This is a genomic window from Bacteroides xylanisolvens (assembly GCF_018289135.1).
Classification (GTDB): Bacteria; Bacteroidota; Bacteroidia; order Bacteroidales; family Bacteroidaceae; genus Bacteroides; species Bacteroides xylanisolvens.
Window position 1 is genome coordinate 5,772,605 of record NZ_CP072216.1, and the last position, 18,236, is coordinate 5,790,840.

The following is an 18,236-nucleotide window of genomic DNA, read 5'->3' on the forward strand; positions in this document are numbered from 1 at the left end:
AGCCGATTATTATCACAAAATGATAAGAGATTAATTCATAGCAAGTTAGTATTCCTTTGTCCGGGGAAGACTAATGAGTGGTGAAGAAAATTTTTAGTAGTAACATTTAAAAAACAAAATTAGAGTGGATACTTTAAGTTACAAGACCATTTCTGCAAACAAAGCGACTGTAACCAAAGAATGGGTTATCGTTGACGCTACAGACCAAACATTAGGCCGTCTGGGAGCAAAAGTTGCAAAATTGCTGAGAGGAAAGTACAAACCAAACTTTACTCCTCACGTAGACTGCGGTGATAACGTTATCATCATCAATGCAGACAAAGTAAAACTGACTGGTAACAAATGGAATGACAGAGTTTATTTGTCATATACAGGTTATCCTGGTGGTCAGAGAGAAATGACTCCTGCCCGTTTGATTACAAAACCGAACGGTGAAGAGAGATTACTGAAAAAAGTAGTGAAGGGCATGCTTCCTAAGAATATCCTGGGAGCTAAATTGCTGAATAACTTGTATGTTTACGCTGGTAGCGAACACAAACAGGCTGCTCAGAACCCGAAAATGATTGATATTAATTCATATAAATAAGATATAATGGAAGTAGTAAATGCATTAGGCAGACGTAAACGTGCTATTGCACGCATATTCGTAAGCGAAGGTACAGGAAAGATTACTATTAACAAGAGAGACCTTGCAGAGTACTTTCCATCAACTATTCTTCAGTATGTTGTAAAACAACCATTGAACAAGCTGGGTGCTGCTGAGAAGTATGACATCAAGGTGAACTTGTGTGGTGGTGGTTTCACTGGTCAGTCTCAGGCATTGCGTTTGGCAATCGCTCGTGCACTGGTTAAGATGAACGCTGAAGATAAAGCCGCTCTTCGTGCAGAAGGCTTCATGACTCGTGACCCTCGTTCTGTTGAACGTAAGAAACCGGGACAGCCGAAAGCTCGTAGAAGATTCCAGTTCAGCAAGCGTTAATGTGCTGCCTGATAGAGGAATATGTTTAGTATCTAAACTACTGGGACTCTGCTCATAGACTACCCAGCGGTTGGTTTAGAAAAAACAAAAAAGAAAGTAAACGATTTAAAGAAAAAACAAGATGTCAAGAACAAATTTTGATACATTATTGGAGGCTGGTTGCCACTTCGGACACCTTAAGAGAAAGTGGAACCCTGCAATGGCTCCTTATATTTTCATGGAACGCAATGGTATTCATATCATTGACCTCCACAAAACAGTTGCAAAAGTAGACGAAGCTGCTGAAGCTTTGAAACAGATTGCCAAATCTGGCAAGAAAGTTCTTTTTGTTGCTACTAAAAAACAAGCTAAACAAGTTGTAGCTGAGAAAGCTCAATCTGTTAATATGCCTTATGTAATCGAACGCTGGCCGGGTGGTATGTTGACTAACTTCCCGACTATCCGTAAGGCTGTGAAGAAAATGGCTACTATCGATAAATTGACTAACGATGGTACTTACTCTAACCTTTCTAAGAGAGAAGTTCTTCAGATTTCTCGTCAACGTGCAAAATTAGACAAGACTTTGGGATCTATCGCTGACCTGACTCGTCTGCCGTCTGCATTGTTCGTTATCGACGTAATGAAAGAAAATATCGCAGTTCGCGAAGCTAACCGTCTGGGTATCCCTGTATTTGGTATCGTTGATACTAACTCTGATCCTTCAAACGTAGATTTCGTAATTCCTGCTAACGATGACGCTACTAAATCTGTAGAAGTTATCTTGGATGCTTGCTGCGCTGCAATGATCGAAGGTTTGGAAGAAAGAAAAGCTGAAAAGATCGATATGGAAGCTGCTGGTGAAGCTCCTGCTAACAAAGGCAAGAAGAAATCAGTGAAAGCTAGACTCGACAAGTCTGACGAAGAAGCTATTAACGCAGCTAAAGCTGCTGCTTTCATCAAGGAAGACGAAGAGGCTTAATATATAAAATGTGCCAATTTGCTAATGTGCAAGAGTATATTTATACGCTTGTATCTTGATTGGCAGATTGGCACATTTTTTTGTTTCGAAAATTATTATTCATTTAAATAAAGGAAATTATTATGGCTGTAAGTATGGCTGATATTACCAAGCTGCGCAAAATGACCGGAGCTGGTATGATGGATTGCAAAAACGCGTTGACTGAAGCTGAAGGCGATTTCGACAAGGCAATGGAAATTATCCGTAAGAAAGGACAAGCTGTTGCTGCTAAGCGTTCAGAACGTGAAGCTTCTGAAGGTTGCGTTTTGGCTAAAACTACCGGTGACCGTGCTGTTATCGTTGCTTTGAAGTGTGAAACTGACTTTGTGGCTCAGAATGCTGATTTCGTGAAACTGACTCAGGATATTCTTGATCTTGCTGTGGCTAATAAATGTGCTACTTTGGACGAAGTAAAAGCATTGCCGATGGGTAACGGTACTGTACAGGATGCAGTGACTGACCGTAGCGGTATCACAGGTGAGAAAATGGAACTGGATGGTTACATGACTGTAGAAGGTGTATGCACTGCTGTTTACAATCACATGAACAGAAATGGTCTTTGCACGATTGTTGCTTTCAACAAGGAAGTGAACGAGCAGTTGGCTAAGCAAATAGCTATGCAGATTGCTGCCATGAACCCGATTGCTATTGATGAAGATGGCGTTTCTGAAGAAGTAAAACAGAAAGAAATTGAAGTTGCTATTGAGAAGACAAAAGCAGAACAGGTACAGAAAGCTGTAGAGGCTGCTCTGAAGAAAGCTAACATCAACCCGGCTCATGTGGACAGCGAAGAACACATGGATAGCAACATGGCTAAAGGATGGATTACAGCTGAAGATGTAGCTAAAGCAAAAGAAATCATTGCTACTGTTTCTGCAGAGAAGGCTGCACACCTGCCTGAACAAATGATTCAGAACATCGCGAAAGGTCGTCTGGGCAAGTTCTTGAAAGAAGTTTGCTTATTGAACCAGGAAGATATCATGGACGGTAAGAAAACTGTAAGAGAAGTGTTGGCTGCTGCTGACCCTGAACTGAAGATTGTTGATTTCAAGCGTTTCACTTTGAAAGCTGAATAATCAATCAGATTCAAATTCTATGATGTGTCCTTAAAAACGGAACACGTTAACTTAATAGAGATATTCATTAAGACTCTCTATTTGAAGATACAAGAAAGGCAACTAATTCATAACGAGTTAGTTGCCTTTTCTTTTGATTTGATCTTATCATTCCTTTCCTCAAGAAACTGCCATGTATAACATGAGGCACATTCTTAGGGAGGATTATTTCAATGCTTTGTCTATTTCCTTCATCAGCTTGTCCATTTCTTCTTTTTTATAACCGACAGTGGCGGATATCACTTTCCCTTCTTTGTTGATTAAGTAACTTCTGGGAATGTATTGACTGGCAAACTTACCTGTGACTTCCCATTTCGGGTCCGGGTAGAGAGGAAATGTAAACCCTTTGCGCTTGTTGTATTCCGTTAATTGGTCGTCGGTATGTTCGCGTCCGATTACTAACATGCAGAAATCTTTGTTGTCCTTATATTTAGGCCAGAGTGTTTTTTGAACTTCAGCCAGTTCGCTTTGGCAAGGACCACACCAAGTAGCGAAAATATTGATTAATACAACTTTCTCTTTCAGGTCTTCGGAGTTTACAGTACCGTTCACTGTTGAATGAAGGGTGAAAGCAGGCATACTATCGCCTACCTTGACGATATCAGCATTGTTGTCTTGTGCAAATGACAACAGTGAGAATAACGCTGCTGCACAGAATAATGTTACTTTTCTCATATCTTTAAAATTTCTAGTTACAAAATGCTATTTAGTTTAACCTCCTATACCTTTTGTTTTAGAGTATCCTTCTTTAATGAGCAGCTCTATGATTTTGGTTTTGAAATCTCCTTGTACCATAATCTCTCCGTCTTTAGCCGATCCGCCTACTCCGCATTTGCTTTTCAGTAGCTTACCCAGCTCTTTCAAGTCGTTTTCCGTACCTATAAATCCGGTAATTAATGTGACCACTTTACCGCCCCGGTTCTTTTTGTCAATGGAAACTCGCAGGCTTTGTTTGTTTTTGTCGAGAGTAACTTGCTCTTCATCGTTATCCATTTCATAGCCGAAGTCCGGATTCGTGGAATACACTACGTTTAATCTATCTTTCCAATCATTATTTTTCATACTCGTCATTTTTAATCCTTTTCAAAAGTATTAAACTTATGGAAAAGAGCAAAATTTGAACCTCTTTTCATTGTTTTGTTTAATCTCTATTAAGGTTTTCTGTTATAGGGTTGTCAGTCTCAAAAAAGATTGTACTTTTGCAAAATACCAAATTTAGTAAGAAGTATGAGCACATCTATACGAAAAGAGGCGGATAAAGTGCCGGAGCCTACCTTGCGCAGACTTCCCTGGTATCTGTCCAACATAAAACTAATGAAAGAAAAAGGGGAGCAGTATGTCTCTTCTACACAAATCTCTAAAGAAATAAATATTGACGCTTCTCAAATCGCCAAGGATTTATCCTACGTCAATATCTCCGGGCGCACGAGAGTAGGGTATAACATTGATGCGCTGATTGAAGTGTTGGAGAGTTTTCTTGGATTTACCAATATGCACAAAGCCTTCTTGTTTGGTGTAGGTAGCCTGGGGGCTGCTTTGCTTCGGGATTCAGGTTTGCATCATTTCGGACTGGAGATTGTGGCAGCTTTTGATGTGAATCCGGAATTGGTGGGAAAAGACCTGAATGGTATTCCTATTTTTCACTCTGATGATTTTGAGGCAAAGATGAAAGAATACGATGTAAATATCGGTGTGTTGACCGTGCCTATTAATATTGCTCAGGAAATTACAGATAAGATGGTAGACGGAGGTATAAAAGCCGTATGGAACTTTACTCCTTTCCGAATCCGTGTACCCGAGAATATTGTGGTGCAGAATACGTCTTTATATGCTCATTTGGCTGTTATGTTTAACCGATTGAATTTTAACGAGAAATAATGAAGATTATTGCAGTAGGCATGAACTACGCCCAGCATAACAAAGAACTGGGACATACACAAGTAAATACGGAGCCGGTGATTTTTATGAAGCCTGATTCTGCTATTCTGAAAGATGGCAAACCGTTTTTCATCCCCGACTTTTCCAACGAGATACATTATGAAACGGAACTGGTAGTCCGTATCAACCGATTGGGGAAAAATATCGCTCCCCGTTTTGCTAACCGCTATTATGATGCTGTGACAGTCGGTATCGACTTTACAGCCCGTGACCTTCAACGAAAGTTCCGTGAGCAGGGGAACCCCTGGGAGCTTTGTAAAGGTTTTGATTCATCGGCTGCTATTGGGACTTTTGTTCCGGTAGAGCATTATAAAGATATTCAAAATCTGAACTTCAATCTGTTGATCGACGGTAAAGAAGTACAGCGTGGCTGTACAGCAGATATGCTTTTCAAGATAGATGATATTATCGCTTATGTCAGTCAGTTTGTAACGTTGAAAATCGGTGATCTACTCTTTACGGGGACTCCTGTCGGTGTAGGTCCTGTTAGTATCGGACAGCGTTTGCAAGGTTATCTGGAAGAGGAAAAACTGCTGGATTTCTATATCCGTTGATCTTTTTTATTCATTAGTACTCATTTGTTATACAAAATATGAAGATAAGAGTAGGTTTTGGCTTCGACGTACATCAGCTGGTCGAAGGGCGTGAATTGTGGCTGGGCGGTATTCTTTTGGAACATACAAAAGGATTGTTGGGGCATTCGGATGCTGATGTATTGTTGCATGCGGTTTGCGATGCTTTGTTAGGGGCGGCGAATATGCGTGATATCGGCTATCACTTTCCCGATACGGCTGGAGAATTTAAAAACATAGATAGCAAAATTCTGCTGAAGAAAACAGTGGAATTGATTGCTACCAAAGGATATAAAGTGGGTAATATCGATGCAACCATTTGTGCCGAACGCCCGAAGTTAAAGGCACATATTCCTTTGATGCAAGAGACGATGGCAACTGTCATGGGAATTGATGCGGATGATATTTCCATTAAGGCGACTACTACCGAGAAACTCGGTTTTACGGGTCGTGAAGAAGGTATATCAGCCTATGCTACCGTATTGATAGAGAAGATTTCTTAACCCCTAAAACAAATAAATATGATTCGGCTCTTAAAAATTTACTTAACACTTACCTTTTTGTTGGTAACAACTTTTTGTATGGCTCAAAAGAGTGAACTGAAATTTAGTAAAGATGGTAAATTCAAAATTGTGCAATTTACCGATGTGCATTTTAAATACGGCAACCGGGCTTCTGATATCGCTTTGGAACGCATAAATCAGGTGCTTGATGATGAACGCCCGGATTTGGTGATTTTTACCGGCGATGTTGTTTATTCTGCTCCGGCAGATTCCGGAATGTTGCAGGTATTGGAACCGGTAGTTAAACGCAAACTGCCTTTCGTGGTCACTTTTGGTAATCATGACAATGAACAGGGAATGACACGGGAACAGTTATATGATATTATCCGTAAAGTTCCCGGAAATTTATTGCCTGACCGGGGAACAGTCTTATCGCCGGACTATGTATTAACCGTGAAATCGTCTTCTAATGTTAAGAAGAATGCAGCTTTGCTTTATTGCATGGATTCTCATTCCTATTCTCCTTTGAAAGATGTGAAGGGATATGCATGGCTTACATTCGATCAGATAAACTGGTATCGCCAGCAGAGTGCAGCTTATAAAGCGCAAAATGGTGGACAGCCTTTGCCGGCTCTTGCCTTTTTCCATATTCCTCTTCCTGAATACAATGAAGCTGCCCGTACCGAAAACGCGATTCTTCGCGGAACTCGTATGGAGGAAGCTTGTGCACCTAAATTGAATACGGGAATGTTTGCGGCAATGAAAGAAGCGGGTGATGTGATGGGTATGTTTGTAGGACACGATCATGATAATGATTATGCAGTGATGTGGAAAGATATTCTTCTGGCTTATGGACGCTTCACCGGTGGAAATACGGAATATAATCATTTGCCTAACGGGGCCCGTATCATCGTATTAGATGAGGGGGCTCGTACATTTACGTCCTGGATTCGTCAGAAAGACGGAGTGGTGGATAAAATTTCTTATCCGGCAAGTTTTGTCAAGGACGATTGGACTAAACGTTGAGGCTTGCGAACTTCACATGGCTAAGGCGCGTGTACTTTGAACCATAGCTTTCGTATTGGCGTGATACTTTCGCCGATGCAATGTAGATAATATCTCCCAGTCGGTATTCATGTTCTATCCCTGATAGAGTGCATGAAACCGCACTGGGATTTTTTGATGGAATACTTATAATAACCAGGTTTCCACTGGCATCGGTTAAAGTTAGTATCTGCTTGACAAAAAACTGTGGGGTAGTGCCGTTCACTCTTGTTTTGTATGGATCGTCTTCCAGTCGTACGCGTGTGACTTTTAATTTTAAGTCAGTCAGTTTTTCCCCTAATTCTCCCAAATAGCGGCTTGATGAACGTTTCTCTCTCGACTTTCTGATCATGATATCCAAATGTATGGAATGATAAGCCTGTGCTATTTGGACGAAGCGTTCCTGTTTAGGTATTTTGGGGGTGAACTTGTAAGCTACCCAACTTAAATAGGCAGGATCTATCTTCAAAATTTCATGAAGAAAATGTCCCCGGTATTTTCCGAAAAAGATAAGGTCGTCACCGTTACTCTGCATTCTTTTCTCATTGTAATCCATGAGAATAAGGCAACGCCTTGAATAGTAAAACATTGTACTGGCCATTCGGAGGGATTCGTTAATGTCCGGTGACAGGTCATGTATATAAAGAATAGATTGCTTTTCGGGCAGGGGAGAGTACAGCCAAAGGGAATAGTTTGGTTTCCCCGGTCGGGGCAACACCACCAAGTAGACTCCTGCCTCTTTAAAAGAGGCTCTGCCTCGGTTGTACTCATTCAATTTGGCATACAATAAGGCTTCTTCGTTTTCGGAAATGCCCGGTAATCTAGGGTTAGCCATAATTGTTCTCGCTTTTGGTATATTTCAAATATAAGGATTTTCTTTCAGAAAAGCAACTTTTCTCTTTGAAATCTCGTACATTTGTAACCATGTAAATTTTCAAAATTCGAATGGAAGAACGAAACAAGAGAGTATTGGTAGGTATGAGCGGTGGCATAGACAGCACCGCTACTTGCTTGATGCTGCAAGAACAAGGATATGAGATTGTAGGAGTTACCATGCGTGTGTGGGGAGATGAACCGCAGGACGCCAGGGAGTTAGCTGAACGAATGGGGATTGAACATTATGTGGCAGATGAGCGTATTCCTTTTAAAGAGACCATCGTAAAAAACTTCATAGATGAATATAAGCAGGGGCGTACACCGAATCCGTGTGTGATGTGCAATCCGTTGTTTAAGTTCCGTGTTCTGACGGAGTGGGCGGATAAGTTGAATTGTGCATGGGTAGCTACCGGACATTATTCGCGATTGGAAGAGAAAAACGGAAACATTTATATAGTAGCCGGAGACGATGATAAGAAAGACCAGTCGTATTTTCTCTGGAGATTGGGGCAGGATGTGCTGAAACGTTGCATTTTCCCGTTGGGAGATTATACGAAGGTAAAGGTCCGTGAGTATCTTGCGGAGAAAGGGTATGAGGCAAAGTCGAAAGAAGGAGAAAGTATGGAAGTCTGCTTTATTAAAGGAGATTATCGTGATTTTCTTCGTGAGCAGTGTCCTGAACTGGATAGTGAAATCGGACCGGGATGGTTTGTCAACTCTGAAGGAGTAAAACTGGGGAAACATAAAGGAGCACCTTATTATACGATTGGCCAACGAAAAGGACTGGAGATCGCTTTAGGAAAGCCTGCTTATGTGTTGAAAATTAATCCGCAGAAAAATACAGTGATGCTTGGAGATGCCGACCAATTGGAAACTGAATACATGTTGGCGGAGCAGGATAAGATTGTGGATGAACGGGAACTGTTCGGGTGTGAGAATCTGACAGTGCGGATTCGTTATCGCAGTCGTCCGATTCCCTGTCGGGTGAAAAGATTGGAAGACGGACGTTTGTTGGTACGTTTCCTCGAAACGGCCTCGGCCATTGCTCCCGGACAATCTGCTGTGTTTTATGATGGAAGACGGGTGCTGGGAGGAGCTTTCATCGCTTCCCAAAGAGGAATCGGGCTGGTGATTATAGAAAATGAAGAATTATGATTGATTAAAATAGAAAGATAATTTATGAAGAAGTTTATAGTATTGATTTTCGCTCTAAATATGTATCTGGGGGTATCTGCCCAATTTATTCCGGGAGATACCTTAAAATACCGGATTAGTCTGAAAGACAAAGCGGCTACGGACTATTCTTTGCAGAAACCGGAAAAGTATTTGTCTAAGAAATCTATTGAGCGGAGAAAAAAACAGGGATTGCCCATTGATTCTACCGATTTACCGGTTTGCAGGACGTATGTAGATGCCATACGAAAAACTGGTGTTCATGTACTTGTGACCGGGAAATGGGATAATTTCGTTACTGTTTCTTGTAATGACAGTACTTTAATCAGCAAAATAGCTCAACTGCCTTTTGTACGTTCTACAGAAAGGGTGTGGAAAGGTATCACGCAAAGAGCATTTCAAAGAGACTCATTGATAAATAAACCGTTGCGCACCGATAGCCTTTACGGTCCTGCAATCACGCAAGCGGCTATGAGCCGCGTCGATCTCCTGCATGATGCCGGCTTTAAGGGTCAGGGAATGACCATTGCCGTAATTGATGCCGGATTCCATAATGTGGATAAGATTGATGCCATGAAAAATATCCGTATTCTCGGTGTGCGTGACTTTGTGAATCCGGAGGCAGATATTTATGCAGAAAGCAGTCATGGAATGTCTGTATTGTCCTGTATGGCTATGAACCAGCCACATGTAATGATTGGCACTGCTCCTGAAGCTTCTTATTGGTTGCTGCGTAGTGAAGACGAATATTCGGAAAATTTGGTAGAGCAGGATTATTGGGCGGCAGCTATCGAGTTTGCCGATAGTGTAGGAGTGGATTTAGTGAATACATCGCTTGGTTACTACTCATTTGACGATCCTGCGAAGAATTATAGATACCGTGACTTGAATGGTCATTATGCGCTGATGTCCCGGGAAGCTGCGAAGGCTGCCGATAAAGGAATGGTAGTTGTGTGCAGTGCCGGAAATTCGGGTGCCGGTTCGTGGAAGAAGATTACTCCTCCGGGAGATGCGGAGAATATCATAACTGTAGGAGCTGTAACAAAAAGAGGAGAACTGGCGCCGTTTTCTTCTGTAGGAAATACGGCTGACGGACGTGTGAAGCCGGACGTAGTGGCTGTCGGTTTAAATTCGGATGTGATGGGAACGGATGGAAATCTTCGTCGCGCCAATGGAACCTCTTTTGCTTCTCCGATTATGTGCGGTATGGTAGCTTGTTTGTGGCAGGCTTGTCCGAAGCTGACGGCAAAGCAGATTATTGATTTGGTGCGTCAGTCAGGTGACAGAGCTGATTTTCCGGATAATATATATGGATACGGTATTCCTGATTTGTGGAAGGCATATCAATCAACTCAACGTTAACTGTTCTTTTTTATGGATTCTCTTTCCCTTTTAGAACTGAATTCACTCGTCCGCCGTAGTCTGGAGCAATGCCTGCCCGATGAATATTGGATACAGGCAGAGTTGAGCGATGTCCGTTCCAATACGACGGGGCATTGTTATCTGGAATTTGTGCAGAAAGATCCTCGTAGTAATAATCTCGTAGCCAAAGCACGGGGGATGATTTGGAATAATATCTACCGCTTGCTGAAACCCTATTTTGAGGAAAGTACCGGACAACTATTTACCTCCGGTATTAAAGTGCTGGTGAAAGTAACTGTTCAGTTTCATGAGTTATACGGTTACAGTCTGACGGTGCTTGGTATTGATCCAGCTTACACGTTGGGAGATATGGCTCGCCGTCGTCGGGAAATATTATTGCAGTTGGAAGAGGAGGGAGTCTTGACGTTGAATAAAGAACTTGAAATGCCGGTTCTTCCCCAACGTGTTGCCGTCATTTCTTCGGCTACCGCAGCCGGATATGGAGATTTCTGCCATCAGTTACAGCACAATCCGGGCGGATTCTATTTTTATACAGAACTTTTTCCGGCTTTAATGCAAGGCAATCAGGTTGAAGAGTCTGTATTGGTGGCTTTAGACCGTATCAATGCCCGCATCAATGAATTTGACGTAGTGGTCATTATTCGTGGCGGTGGGGCTACTTCCGATTTATCCGGTTTTGATACTTATCTACTAGCAGCTGCATGTGCGCAATTTCCATTACCTATCATTACCGGTATTGGTCATGAACGCGATGATACAGTGCTTGACTCTGTGGCTCATACCCGGGTAAAGACTCCTACGGCTGCTGCCGAGCTTCTGATTCATCAGGTAACGGAAGTAGCAGAGCATCTGGAAGAATTATCTGTACGTCTTCAACAGGGAGCTTATATGCTTCTTGAGCAGGAACAACGAAGGTTGGAGGCGCTCCAAATCCGTATTCCCAATCTTGTTCACCGCAAACTTGCGGATGCTCGTTTTTCTTTGCTGGCAGCAAAGAAGGATTTGTCACAAGTGGCGAAAGCATTGTTGGCCCGTCAGTCTCACCGGTTGGAACTTTTACAACAGCGAATAGCAGACGCCTCTCCGGATAAACTCTTGAGCCGGGGATATAGTATTACAATCAAAGACGGGAAAGCGGTGACGGATGCATCTTCGCTGAAACCGGGAGATCGCTTGACAACCCGGTTGCTGAAAGGAGAAGTGCAATCTGTGGTGGAAAAGTAACTATCCGTCGACTGTGTATTTGTAAGAACATTCATCATTAACCATTAAATATCAATCATCGTGGCAGCAAAAAAAGAAACATATTCCCAAGCAATGGAACGTCTCGAAAAGATCGTTCGCCAGATAGATAATAACGAACTGGATATCGACATTTTGAGTGAGAAAATAAAAGAAGCCAATGAGATTATTGCTTTTTGCAAGGATAAACTGACAAAAGCCGACCGGGAAGTCGAAAAATTATTGCAAGAAAAGAGGCTATCTGAAGAATAAAAGTTATTTTTGCGTTTCAATGCAATAGAAAATAAACTAATACATAACAATATGAAAGAAATAGACTGGGCGAATCTGTCATTCGGATACATGAAGACAGATTACAATGTGAGAATCAACTTCCGTAATGGTGCATGGGGAGAATTAGAGGTTAGTAGTGACGAACACCTCAATTTGCACATGGCGGCAACCTGTTTGCACTATGGTCAGGAAGCCTTTGAAGGGCTGAAAGCATTCCGTGGAAAGGATGGTAAAGTACGTATTTTCCGTTTGGAAGAAAACGCTGCCCGTCTGCAATCTACTTGCCAGGGAATTCTGATGGCAGAACTTCCGACAGAACGGTTTAAAGAAGCAATTTTGAAAGTCGTAAAACTGAATGAACGTTTTATCCCTCCTTATGAAACCGGTGCTTCTCTTTACATTCGTCCGCTGTTGATCGGAACAAGTGCCCAAGTAGGTGTACATCCTGCTGAAGAGTATATGTTTGTAGTGTTCGTAACTCCGGTAGGTCCATATTTCAAAGGTGGTTTCTCTACCAATCCGTACGTTATCATTCGTGAGTTCGATCGTGCCGCTCCTCATGGAACAGGTATTTATAAAGTAGGTGGCAACTATGCAGCCAGCCTTCGTGCTAACAAGAAAGCACACGATCTGGGTTATTCCTGCGAGTTCTATCTTGATGCGAAAGAAAAAAAATATATCGATGAATGTGGTGCTGCCAATTTCTTCGGTATTAAAGATAATACTTATATCACTCCGAAATCATCTTCTATCCTGCCTTCTATTACCAATAAGAGTTTGATGCAGTTGGCAGAAGATATGGGTATCAAGGTGGAACGCCGTCCGATACCGGAAGAAGAACTGGAAACGTTTGAAGAAGCAGGTGCTTGTGGTACTGCCGCAGTAATCAGCCCGATTCAGCGTATCGATGATTTGGAAAACGGAAAATCATACGTTATCTCTAAAGACGGTAAGCCGGGACCTATCTGTACAAAATTGTACAATAAGCTGCGTGGAATTCAGTATGGCGACGAGCCGGATACACATGGCTGGGTGACAATTGTGGAATAACTGTATATAATGAAATAACACATTTATCAATTAATATTATTCACTATGTTAAAACTAAACTCAGAACTGCGTGCTCAGGCGCGTGAGGCACTTCGAGGAAAGTGGCCTATGGCAGCCGTTGCTGCACTTATTTATTCAGTTATTGCCGGTGGATTATCTGCTATACCTGTGATTGGCGGATTATGTTCATTGTTTGTCGGACTTCCGGTTGCATACGGTTTTACTATTGTAATGCTTGGTGTATGTAGAGGCAAAGACATTGACTTTGGTGTTTTGTTCGAAGGTTTCCAGGATTATGGACGTATTTTTGTAACTATGTTGCTTCAGACTGTCTATACAGTTTTGTGGTCATTATTGCTGGTTATACCGGGTATCATTAAGTCTTATTCTTATGCAATGACATCTTTTATCTTGAAAGATGAACCGGAAATGAAAAACAATGCAGCTATTGAGAAAAGTATGGCTATGATGGAAGGGAACAAGATGAAGTTGTTCATGCTTGATTTAAGCTTCATTGGTTGGGCTATCCTTTGTATTTTTACTTTTGGTATCGGATTTCTTTTCCTGCAACCGTATGTTGCTATTTCCCGTGCAGCTTTCTATGAAGATTTGAAAGCACAACAAGGTGGAAATGTAGAAGTAAACGTTGAGGTGAATGTTGAGATTTAATAACACGAATCATTCAATATTATAGAAGAATGGAGCATAGAGAAATCTGTGCTCCATTTCTTTTTGTCGGTTGCGTCAAAATCAGTACCTTTGCGGCCTAATCAGGATTGATATGGGAAAGAATAAATTAGAAAAGTTTGCCGATATGGCGAGTTATCCACACGTGTTCGAATATCCTTATTCGGCAGTAGATAACGTGCCTTTTGACATGAAGGGGAAATGGCATAAGGAGTTTTTTAAAAACGATCATCCGATTGTGCTCGAACTAGGCTGCGGACGTGGTGAGTACACCGTCGGCTTGGGTAAAATGTTTCCCGAAAAGAACTTTATAGCAGTTGATATAAAAGGTGCCCGTATGTGGACGGGAGCAACGGAATCATTACAGGCCGGAATGAAGAATGTCGCTTTCCTGCGTACCAATATTGAAATCATTGAACGTTTTTTTGCCGAAGGCGAAGTAAGTGAAATATGGCTTACCTTCTCTGATCCGCAAATGAAGAAAGCAACCAAGCGATTGACTTCCACCTATTTTATGGAACGGTACCGTAAATTCTTGCAGCCGAATGGCATTATCCACCTGAAAACGGACAGCAACTTCATGTTTACCTATACAAAATACATGATTGAAGCGAACCGTCTTCCCGTTGAGTTTATGACCGAAGATTTATATCATTCCGATTTGGTAGATGATATTCTCGGTATCAAGACTTATTATGAACAACAATGGCTCGATCGTGGTTTAGCTATTAAGTATATCAAATTCCGGCTTCCGCAGGAAGGTCAATTGCAAGAACCGGATGTAGAAATAGAACTTGATCCTTATCGTAGTTACAATCGTAGCAAACGTAGCGGATTAAGTACAAGTAAATAGTTTTGTGCAGTAACAATCGCCCTTAAAGTGAACTGACACTTAATCGAATGGTGATTTTAAATTGTAAATAGTAAATCGTCAAATAGTAAATAAAATGACTCTCTATCCTAAATTGATATTAGATGCATTGGCAACGGTGCGTTATCCCGGTACGGGAAAGAATCTGGTGGAAGCGGAGATGGTTGCCGATAATCTCCGTATTGATGGCATGACTGTCAGCTTCTCATTGATCTTTGAGAAACCGACTGATCCGTTTATGAAATCAATGTTGAAGGCTGCGGAAACAGCTATCCATACGTATGTCTCTCCTGATGTGCAGGTAACGATCACAGCGGAAAGTAAACAAGCTGCCCGTCCGGAAGTTGGCAAGCTCCTTCCGCAAGTGAAGAATATAGTCGGCATATCTTCCGGTAAAGGTGGAGTAGGCAAGTCTACGGTGTCTGCGAATCTGGCTGTTGCTTTGGCTAAATTAGGTTATAAAGTAGGTTTGCTTGATGCTGATATTTTTGGTCCTTCTATGCCGAAGATGTTTCAGGTGGAAGATGCACGCCCTTATGCTGAACGTATCGACGGTCGTGACATGATTATTCCGGTAGAAAAATATGGAGTGAAATTATTATCTATCGGCTTCTTTGTCGATCCGGATCAGGCAACTTTGTGGCGTGGTGGAATGGCTAGTAATGCGTTGAAACAGTTGATTGCTGATGCAGCTTGGGGAGAGTTGGATTATTTTCTGATAGACCTTCCTCCCGGAACCAGTGATATTCATTTGACAGTTGTTCAAACGCTGGCCATGACAGGGGCGATTGTTGTCAGCACTCCGCAGGCAGTGGCTTTGGCAGATGCCCGTAAGGGAATCAATATGTTTACCAATGATAAGGTAAATGTACCTATCCTTGGTTTGGTTGAAAATATGGCTTGGTTTACTCCTGCCGAACTTCCCGAAAATAAATACTATATCTTCGGAAAAGAAGGCGCAAAGAAACTGGCTGAAGAGATGAATGTTCCTTTGTTGGGACAGATACCTATCGTACAAAGCATTTGCGAAGGGGGAGATAATGGTACACCTGTTGCGTTGGATGAAGATTCCGTAACCGGACGTGCTTTCTTATCCCTGGCTGCCAGTGTCGTTCGCCAAGTAGATCGACGGAATGTAGAGATGGCGCCGACTCAAATCGTGGAAATGCATAAATAAGTGGAATCTGGAGTTGGATAGCTTTGCAGTAAGTTATCCATAGGATATAAAACGAGCCTCTGTAGTCTTTTCAAAGACTATGGAGGCTCGTTTATTTATTGATTTTTAGGATTACGTATTCTTGCAAAATAATCTTATATTATAATCCGCGTAATCCGTGCCTAAATATATTATATAAACTAATTATGATGACATACTTATATAGCAATTGTTGTTGGCGGATTTTCCTCTACAAGATAGTGACGCTATCCGATAGAAATAGTGACGGTATCATTATCATATACCGTCACTATCCTAAGCATATACCGTCACTATCTTTTTAACGTTCGAATTACTTATTCAAAGCTTTCATAAGCTCTTTTTTCATGGTGTCTACTCCGGGAAATCCAGTTTGTTTGAAGGTGATATTACCCTCCGGATCAACAATAAAATAAGTGGGAACTCCCCGGATATTGAAGCTGGACATCAGAAAACTCCATTGTTCATTTGTCACACGGAAATGCTCACCATGAATGTCGGTAATCATATTTTCCCAGGTGGCTTTGGGTGAAGTTTCGCCTGTGATGTAGAGGTAGATAATATCCTTGTCTTTTAATTCCTCTTTCATTGGAGTAATGGCTTTATTGGCTGTGCGACAAGGGCCACACCAAGTTGCCCAAAAATCGACTAACAACGTGTGTCCACGGAATTTAGAGATAATGGATGGGAATAAGTCCTCATTGGAGACTTGTCCCGTCTCGTTTACAGTGAAGCCTGTCTTTCTTTTGTTTAATTCTATTTTCTTTATTATTTCTTTGTTCGTTTGAGTAAGCATCTCTGCGTATGCCGGGGAAGAAAAAGTTTTTAGTTCGGCATTCTGCTCTGTTGTTAACGGGGTAAAATCCTTTATGGATTGATACAGCTTATTAAATTTAATGTTATCGAATAAGGGTCCCTGTCCCGTTCCCAGTGTCTCTTTAAGTACATCTAAAGAATTTGGCAGAAAACTTATCAAGTATATTGTTGATGCGTAATATTTACCGTATAGCGCTTTCAGAGTGTTGATAGAAGTGAACTCTTTCAATGTGTCATAGTATTCTGTAGGAATATCAATGCGGGTATTGTAGAAATAGTCGTCAGTCTGTTCTTTATTCAGTTTATTAACAGCGATATATGCTGATTTTAGTTCTCTCTCCGTCATGGCGATTTTACCAGTCGCTGCCAGATCTACCTGAATATTTAATAGCTCTTTACACGCATTGCTGTATGGGGATTGTGCAATTTCTTTTCGAATGGATGGAAGACGCTCCAATACATAAGCCTTGTATTCATCTGCGCTTTTCCCGGCAATGTCGTTATACATATCCATGTAATAAACTCTTTTCAACACAATATCTATATCTACGGAAGCTAATTCTTGTTGCAGACTAGCCAGATAACCATTAAAGTATACAGGTTCTCCATACGTTTTATCCTTTTTTTGCAGATGCGCCTGTCTACGGCATAGTTCCTTTGTATTGATGATGAGCGATGTCTCTTCGTTGGGAGCTATCAGACACTCGATCCAGCCAAAAGGAAGTTCTAATGATACACTTGTAACGGACGTTATTTTGACCTCCGCCTGAAAAGTGCCGTCTTCTTTGATCTTTATGATATTCTGTTCGTTGTGGACATTCAATGCAGGGCTTTCTATATGCATCTTCATTTGTTGCATCATCTCTTTCTGATAGTCCAGCATTTTCCCTTTGAGTGTAGCAGTCCCATAAACCAACTTTGGAGTAGGCAATATCGCTTTCTTGTTTATTTTGTGTACGACTGCTTCTTTGGGAAGTTTTTGTTTATAGAATGTATCTTTGTCTAATTGTATTCCCCATATCTTATAGGCCCCGTCGAAGTCCCCTTCCGAGAAATCCAGACTGGTTACATTTTCAGGTATTGGGGGAAATAAGAGTTGAAACTCCGCTTCTCCCGATTCCGGCATCCAGAATTCCTTATCCAATGTGATTCCAACTCCCTTTCGGATAGGATAAAGCATTCCGTTATTATCTTTCAGAAAACTGCCCGTTGCTATTTTAATCCAGTATTTCGGACGATAAAAAGCCTTTATATACACTGTTGTCACGGTATCACTCATGACAATTTTATCAATCTCAATACTATTGGAGCTCCATGCTAGAAAAGGAGGCCGCTCGATAACTCTGTCTTTGGCTTGTATGGTGCAGATTGTGCAGAATATTAAACCAATAATCCATGCGAATCTTTTCATGTGAATAATGTTTTATTACACGAACAAATATAAGGATCTTTTTATAACTATCCTTGCAAAAAGCTGAAAAAGAAATGACTTTTTACGGCACCGGGGAAAGATATGTCCGGC

The 18,236-nt window shown here is 41.5% G+C and carries 20 protein-coding genes; 16 read left to right on the forward strand and 4 right to left on the reverse strand.

Annotated elements, in window-relative coordinates; genetic code table 11:
• The first annotated feature begins 124 nt into the window (after positions 1–124).
• From rplM to tsf, 4 genes are all read left to right on the forward strand, one after another.
• Positions 125–586 (forward strand): 50S ribosomal protein L13, encoded by a 462-nt coding sequence (rplM, locus tag INE92_RS23695; RefSeq protein ID WP_004297202.1) that lies wholly within the window; start codon positions 125–127, stop codon positions 584–586.
• 6 nt (positions 587–592) lie between these two features.
• Positions 593–979, forward strand: a complete 387-nt coding sequence (rpsI, locus tag INE92_RS23700) for a 30S ribosomal protein S9 (RefSeq protein ID WP_004297203.1) — start codon at positions 593–595, stop codon at positions 977–979.
• A 121-nt stretch (positions 980–1,100) separates the two neighbouring features.
• Positions 1,101–1,937, forward strand: a complete 837-nt coding sequence (rpsB, locus tag INE92_RS23705) for a 30S ribosomal protein S2 (protein WP_004297204.1) — start codon at positions 1,101–1,103, stop codon at positions 1,935–1,937.
• A 122-nt stretch (positions 1,938–2,059) separates the two neighbouring features.
• Entirely contained in the window at positions 2,060–3,052 is a 993-nt protein-coding gene (tsf, locus tag INE92_RS23710; protein WP_004297205.1) for a translation elongation factor Ts, read from the forward strand.
• A gap of 204 nt (positions 3,053–3,256) precedes the next feature.
• Here the strand turns inward: tsf and INE92_RS23715 are convergent, their stop codons facing one another.
• Together INE92_RS23715 and INE92_RS23720 are read right to left on the reverse strand one after the other, a co-directional pair.
• Positions 3,257–3,766: a TlpA family protein disulfide reductase gene (locus INE92_RS23715; protein ID WP_211421266.1), complete on the reverse strand. Its 510-nt coding sequence runs from the start codon at positions 3,764–3,766 to the stop codon at positions 3,257–3,259.
• 36 nt (positions 3,767–3,802) lie between these two features.
• The gene (locus INE92_RS23720; RefSeq protein WP_004314718.1) at positions 3,803–4,153 is read right to left on the reverse strand and encodes a translation initiation factor; all 351 of its coding nucleotides are present in this window, start codon (positions 4,151–4,153) and stop codon (positions 3,803–3,805) included.
• A gap of 165 nt (positions 4,154–4,318) precedes the next feature.
• Here INE92_RS23720 and INE92_RS23725 point away from each other — a divergent pair, with 165 nt between their 5' ends.
• From INE92_RS23725 to INE92_RS23740, 4 genes are read left to right on the forward strand one after another with little or no spacing between them, the layout of a single operon-like run.
• Entirely contained in the window at positions 4,319–4,969 is a 651-nt protein-coding gene (locus INE92_RS23725) for a redox-sensing transcriptional repressor Rex (protein ID WP_004297208.1), read from the forward strand.
• Positions 4,969–5,583 (forward strand): fumarylacetoacetate hydrolase family protein, encoded by a 615-nt coding sequence (locus INE92_RS23730; RefSeq protein ID WP_087318602.1) that lies wholly within the window; start codon positions 4,969–4,971, stop codon positions 5,581–5,583. The genes INE92_RS23725 and INE92_RS23730 overlap by 1 nt, the downstream gene beginning before the upstream one ends.
• Before the next feature lie 38 nt (positions 5,584–5,621).
• On the forward strand, positions 5,622–6,104 hold the full coding sequence (ispF, locus tag INE92_RS23735; RefSeq protein WP_004308656.1) for a 2-C-methyl-D-erythritol 2,4-cyclodiphosphate synthase: 483 nt from the start codon (positions 5,622–5,624) through the stop codon (positions 6,102–6,104).
• A gap of 18 nt (positions 6,105–6,122) precedes the next feature.
• On the forward strand, positions 6,123–7,130 hold the full coding sequence (locus tag INE92_RS23740) for a metallophosphoesterase family protein (protein ID WP_195436675.1): 1,008 nt from the start codon (positions 6,123–6,125) through the stop codon (positions 7,128–7,130).
• Here the strand turns inward: INE92_RS23740 and INE92_RS23745 are convergent.
• On the reverse strand, positions 7,120–7,983 hold the full coding sequence (locus INE92_RS23745; RefSeq protein WP_004314722.1) for an exodeoxyribonuclease X C-terminal domain-containing protein: 864 nt from the start codon (positions 7,981–7,983) through the stop codon (positions 7,120–7,122). The genes INE92_RS23740 and INE92_RS23745 overlap by 11 nt on opposite strands.
• 110 nt (positions 7,984–8,093) lie before the next feature.
• Between INE92_RS23745 and mnmA the strand changes: the two genes are divergently transcribed.
• From mnmA to INE92_RS23785, 8 genes are all read left to right on the forward strand, one after another.
• Positions 8,094–9,179: a tRNA 2-thiouridine(34) synthase MnmA gene (gene mnmA / locus INE92_RS23750; RefSeq protein ID WP_015532291.1), complete on the forward strand. Its 1,086-nt coding sequence runs from the start codon at positions 8,094–8,096 to the stop codon at positions 9,177–9,179.
• Between the two features lie 24 nt (positions 9,180–9,203).
• Positions 9,204–10,559: a S8 family peptidase gene (locus INE92_RS23755; RefSeq protein WP_015532292.1), complete on the forward strand. Its 1,356-nt coding sequence runs from the start codon at positions 9,204–9,206 to the stop codon at positions 10,557–10,559.
• A gap of 12 nt (positions 10,560–10,571) precedes the next feature.
• Entirely contained in the window at positions 10,572–11,804 is a 1,233-nt protein-coding gene (xseA, locus tag INE92_RS23760) for an exodeoxyribonuclease VII large subunit (RefSeq protein ID WP_211421267.1), read from the forward strand.
• Between the two features lie 60 nt (positions 11,805–11,864).
• Positions 11,865–12,074: an exodeoxyribonuclease VII small subunit gene (gene xseB / locus INE92_RS23765; RefSeq protein WP_004314727.1), complete on the forward strand. Its 210-nt coding sequence runs from the start codon at positions 11,865–11,867 to the stop codon at positions 12,072–12,074.
• A gap of 39 nt (positions 12,075–12,113) precedes the next feature.
• Positions 12,114–13,145 carry a branched-chain amino acid aminotransferase gene (locus tag INE92_RS23770; protein WP_255344345.1) on the forward strand — a complete coding sequence of 344 codons (1,032 nt, stop codon included), beginning with the start codon at positions 12,114–12,116 and terminating at the stop codon, positions 13,143–13,145.
• Positions 13,146–13,190: 45 nt separating this feature from the next.
• Positions 13,191–13,814, forward strand: coding sequence for a DUF975 family protein (locus INE92_RS23775; RefSeq protein ID WP_004314729.1), 624 nt, complete (start codon positions 13,191–13,193; stop codon positions 13,812–13,814).
• 112 nt (positions 13,815–13,926) lie between these two features.
• The gene (gene trmB / locus INE92_RS23780; protein ID WP_004309382.1) at positions 13,927–14,685 is read left to right on the forward strand and encodes a tRNA (guanosine(46)-N7)-methyltransferase TrmB; all 759 of its coding nucleotides are present in this window, start codon (positions 13,927–13,929) and stop codon (positions 14,683–14,685) included.
• Positions 14,686–14,779: 94 nt separating this feature from the next.
• The gene (locus INE92_RS23785; protein ID WP_004309381.1) at positions 14,780–15,880 is read left to right on the forward strand and encodes an Mrp/NBP35 family ATP-binding protein; all 1,101 of its coding nucleotides are present in this window, start codon (positions 14,780–14,782) and stop codon (positions 15,878–15,880) included.
• 331 nt (positions 15,881–16,211) lie between these two features.
• Here INE92_RS23785 and INE92_RS23790 read toward each other — a convergent pair whose 3' ends face one another.
• Positions 16,212–18,125 carry a TlpA family protein disulfide reductase gene (locus tag INE92_RS23790; RefSeq protein WP_015532294.1) on the reverse strand — a complete coding sequence of 638 codons (1,914 nt, stop codon included), beginning with the start codon at positions 18,123–18,125 and terminating at the stop codon, positions 16,212–16,214.
• Positions 18,126–18,236 lie beyond the last annotated feature (111 nt).

Coding starts and splice junctions, on each gene's coding strand:
- mnmA (WP_015532291.1), top strand. CDS start 8,094: ATGGAAGAACGAAACAAGAGAGTATTGGTAGGTATGAGCGGTGGCATA.
- rpsI (WP_004297203.1), top strand. CDS start 593: ATGGAAGTAGTAAATGCATTAGGCAGACGTAAACGTGCTATTGCACGC.
- INE92_RS23725 (WP_004297208.1), top strand. CDS start 4,319: ATGAGCACATCTATACGAAAAGAGGCGGATAAAGTGCCGGAGCCTACC.
- INE92_RS23720 (WP_004314718.1), bottom strand. CDS start 4,153: ATGAAAAATAATGATTGGAAAGATAGATTAAACGTAGTGTATTCCACG.
- xseA (WP_211421267.1), top strand. CDS start 10,572: ATGGATTCTCTTTCCCTTTTAGAACTGAATTCACTCGTCCGCCGTAGT.
- INE92_RS23785 (WP_004309381.1), top strand. CDS start 14,780: ATGACTCTCTATCCTAAATTGATATTAGATGCATTGGCAACGGTGCGT.
- INE92_RS23775 (WP_004314729.1), top strand. CDS start 13,191: ATGTTAAAACTAAACTCAGAACTGCGTGCTCAGGCGCGTGAGGCACTT.
- trmB (WP_004309382.1), top strand. CDS start 13,927: ATGGGAAAGAATAAATTAGAAAAGTTTGCCGATATGGCGAGTTATCCA.
- INE92_RS23715 (WP_211421266.1), bottom strand. CDS start 3,766: ATGAGAAAAGTAACATTATTCTGTGCAGCAGCGTTATTCTCACTGTTG.
- INE92_RS23730 (WP_087318602.1), top strand. CDS start 4,969: ATGAAGATTATTGCAGTAGGCATGAACTACGCCCAGCATAACAAAGAA.
- ispF (WP_004308656.1), top strand. CDS start 5,622: ATGAAGATAAGAGTAGGTTTTGGCTTCGACGTACATCAGCTGGTCGAA.
- INE92_RS23755 (WP_015532292.1), top strand. CDS start 9,204: ATGAAGAAGTTTATAGTATTGATTTTCGCTCTAAATATGTATCTGGGG.
- INE92_RS23740 (WP_195436675.1), top strand. CDS start 6,123: ATGATTCGGCTCTTAAAAATTTACTTAACACTTACCTTTTTGTTGGTA.
- tsf (WP_004297205.1), top strand. CDS start 2,060: ATGGCTGTAAGTATGGCTGATATTACCAAGCTGCGCAAAATGACCGGA.
- rpsB (WP_004297204.1), top strand. CDS start 1,101: ATGTCAAGAACAAATTTTGATACATTATTGGAGGCTGGTTGCCACTTC.
- INE92_RS23745 (WP_004314722.1), bottom strand. CDS start 7,983: ATGGCTAACCCTAGATTACCGGGCATTTCCGAAAACGAAGAAGCCTTA.
- INE92_RS23790 (WP_015532294.1), bottom strand. CDS start 18,125: ATGAAAAGATTCGCATGGATTATTGGTTTAATATTCTGCACAATCTGC.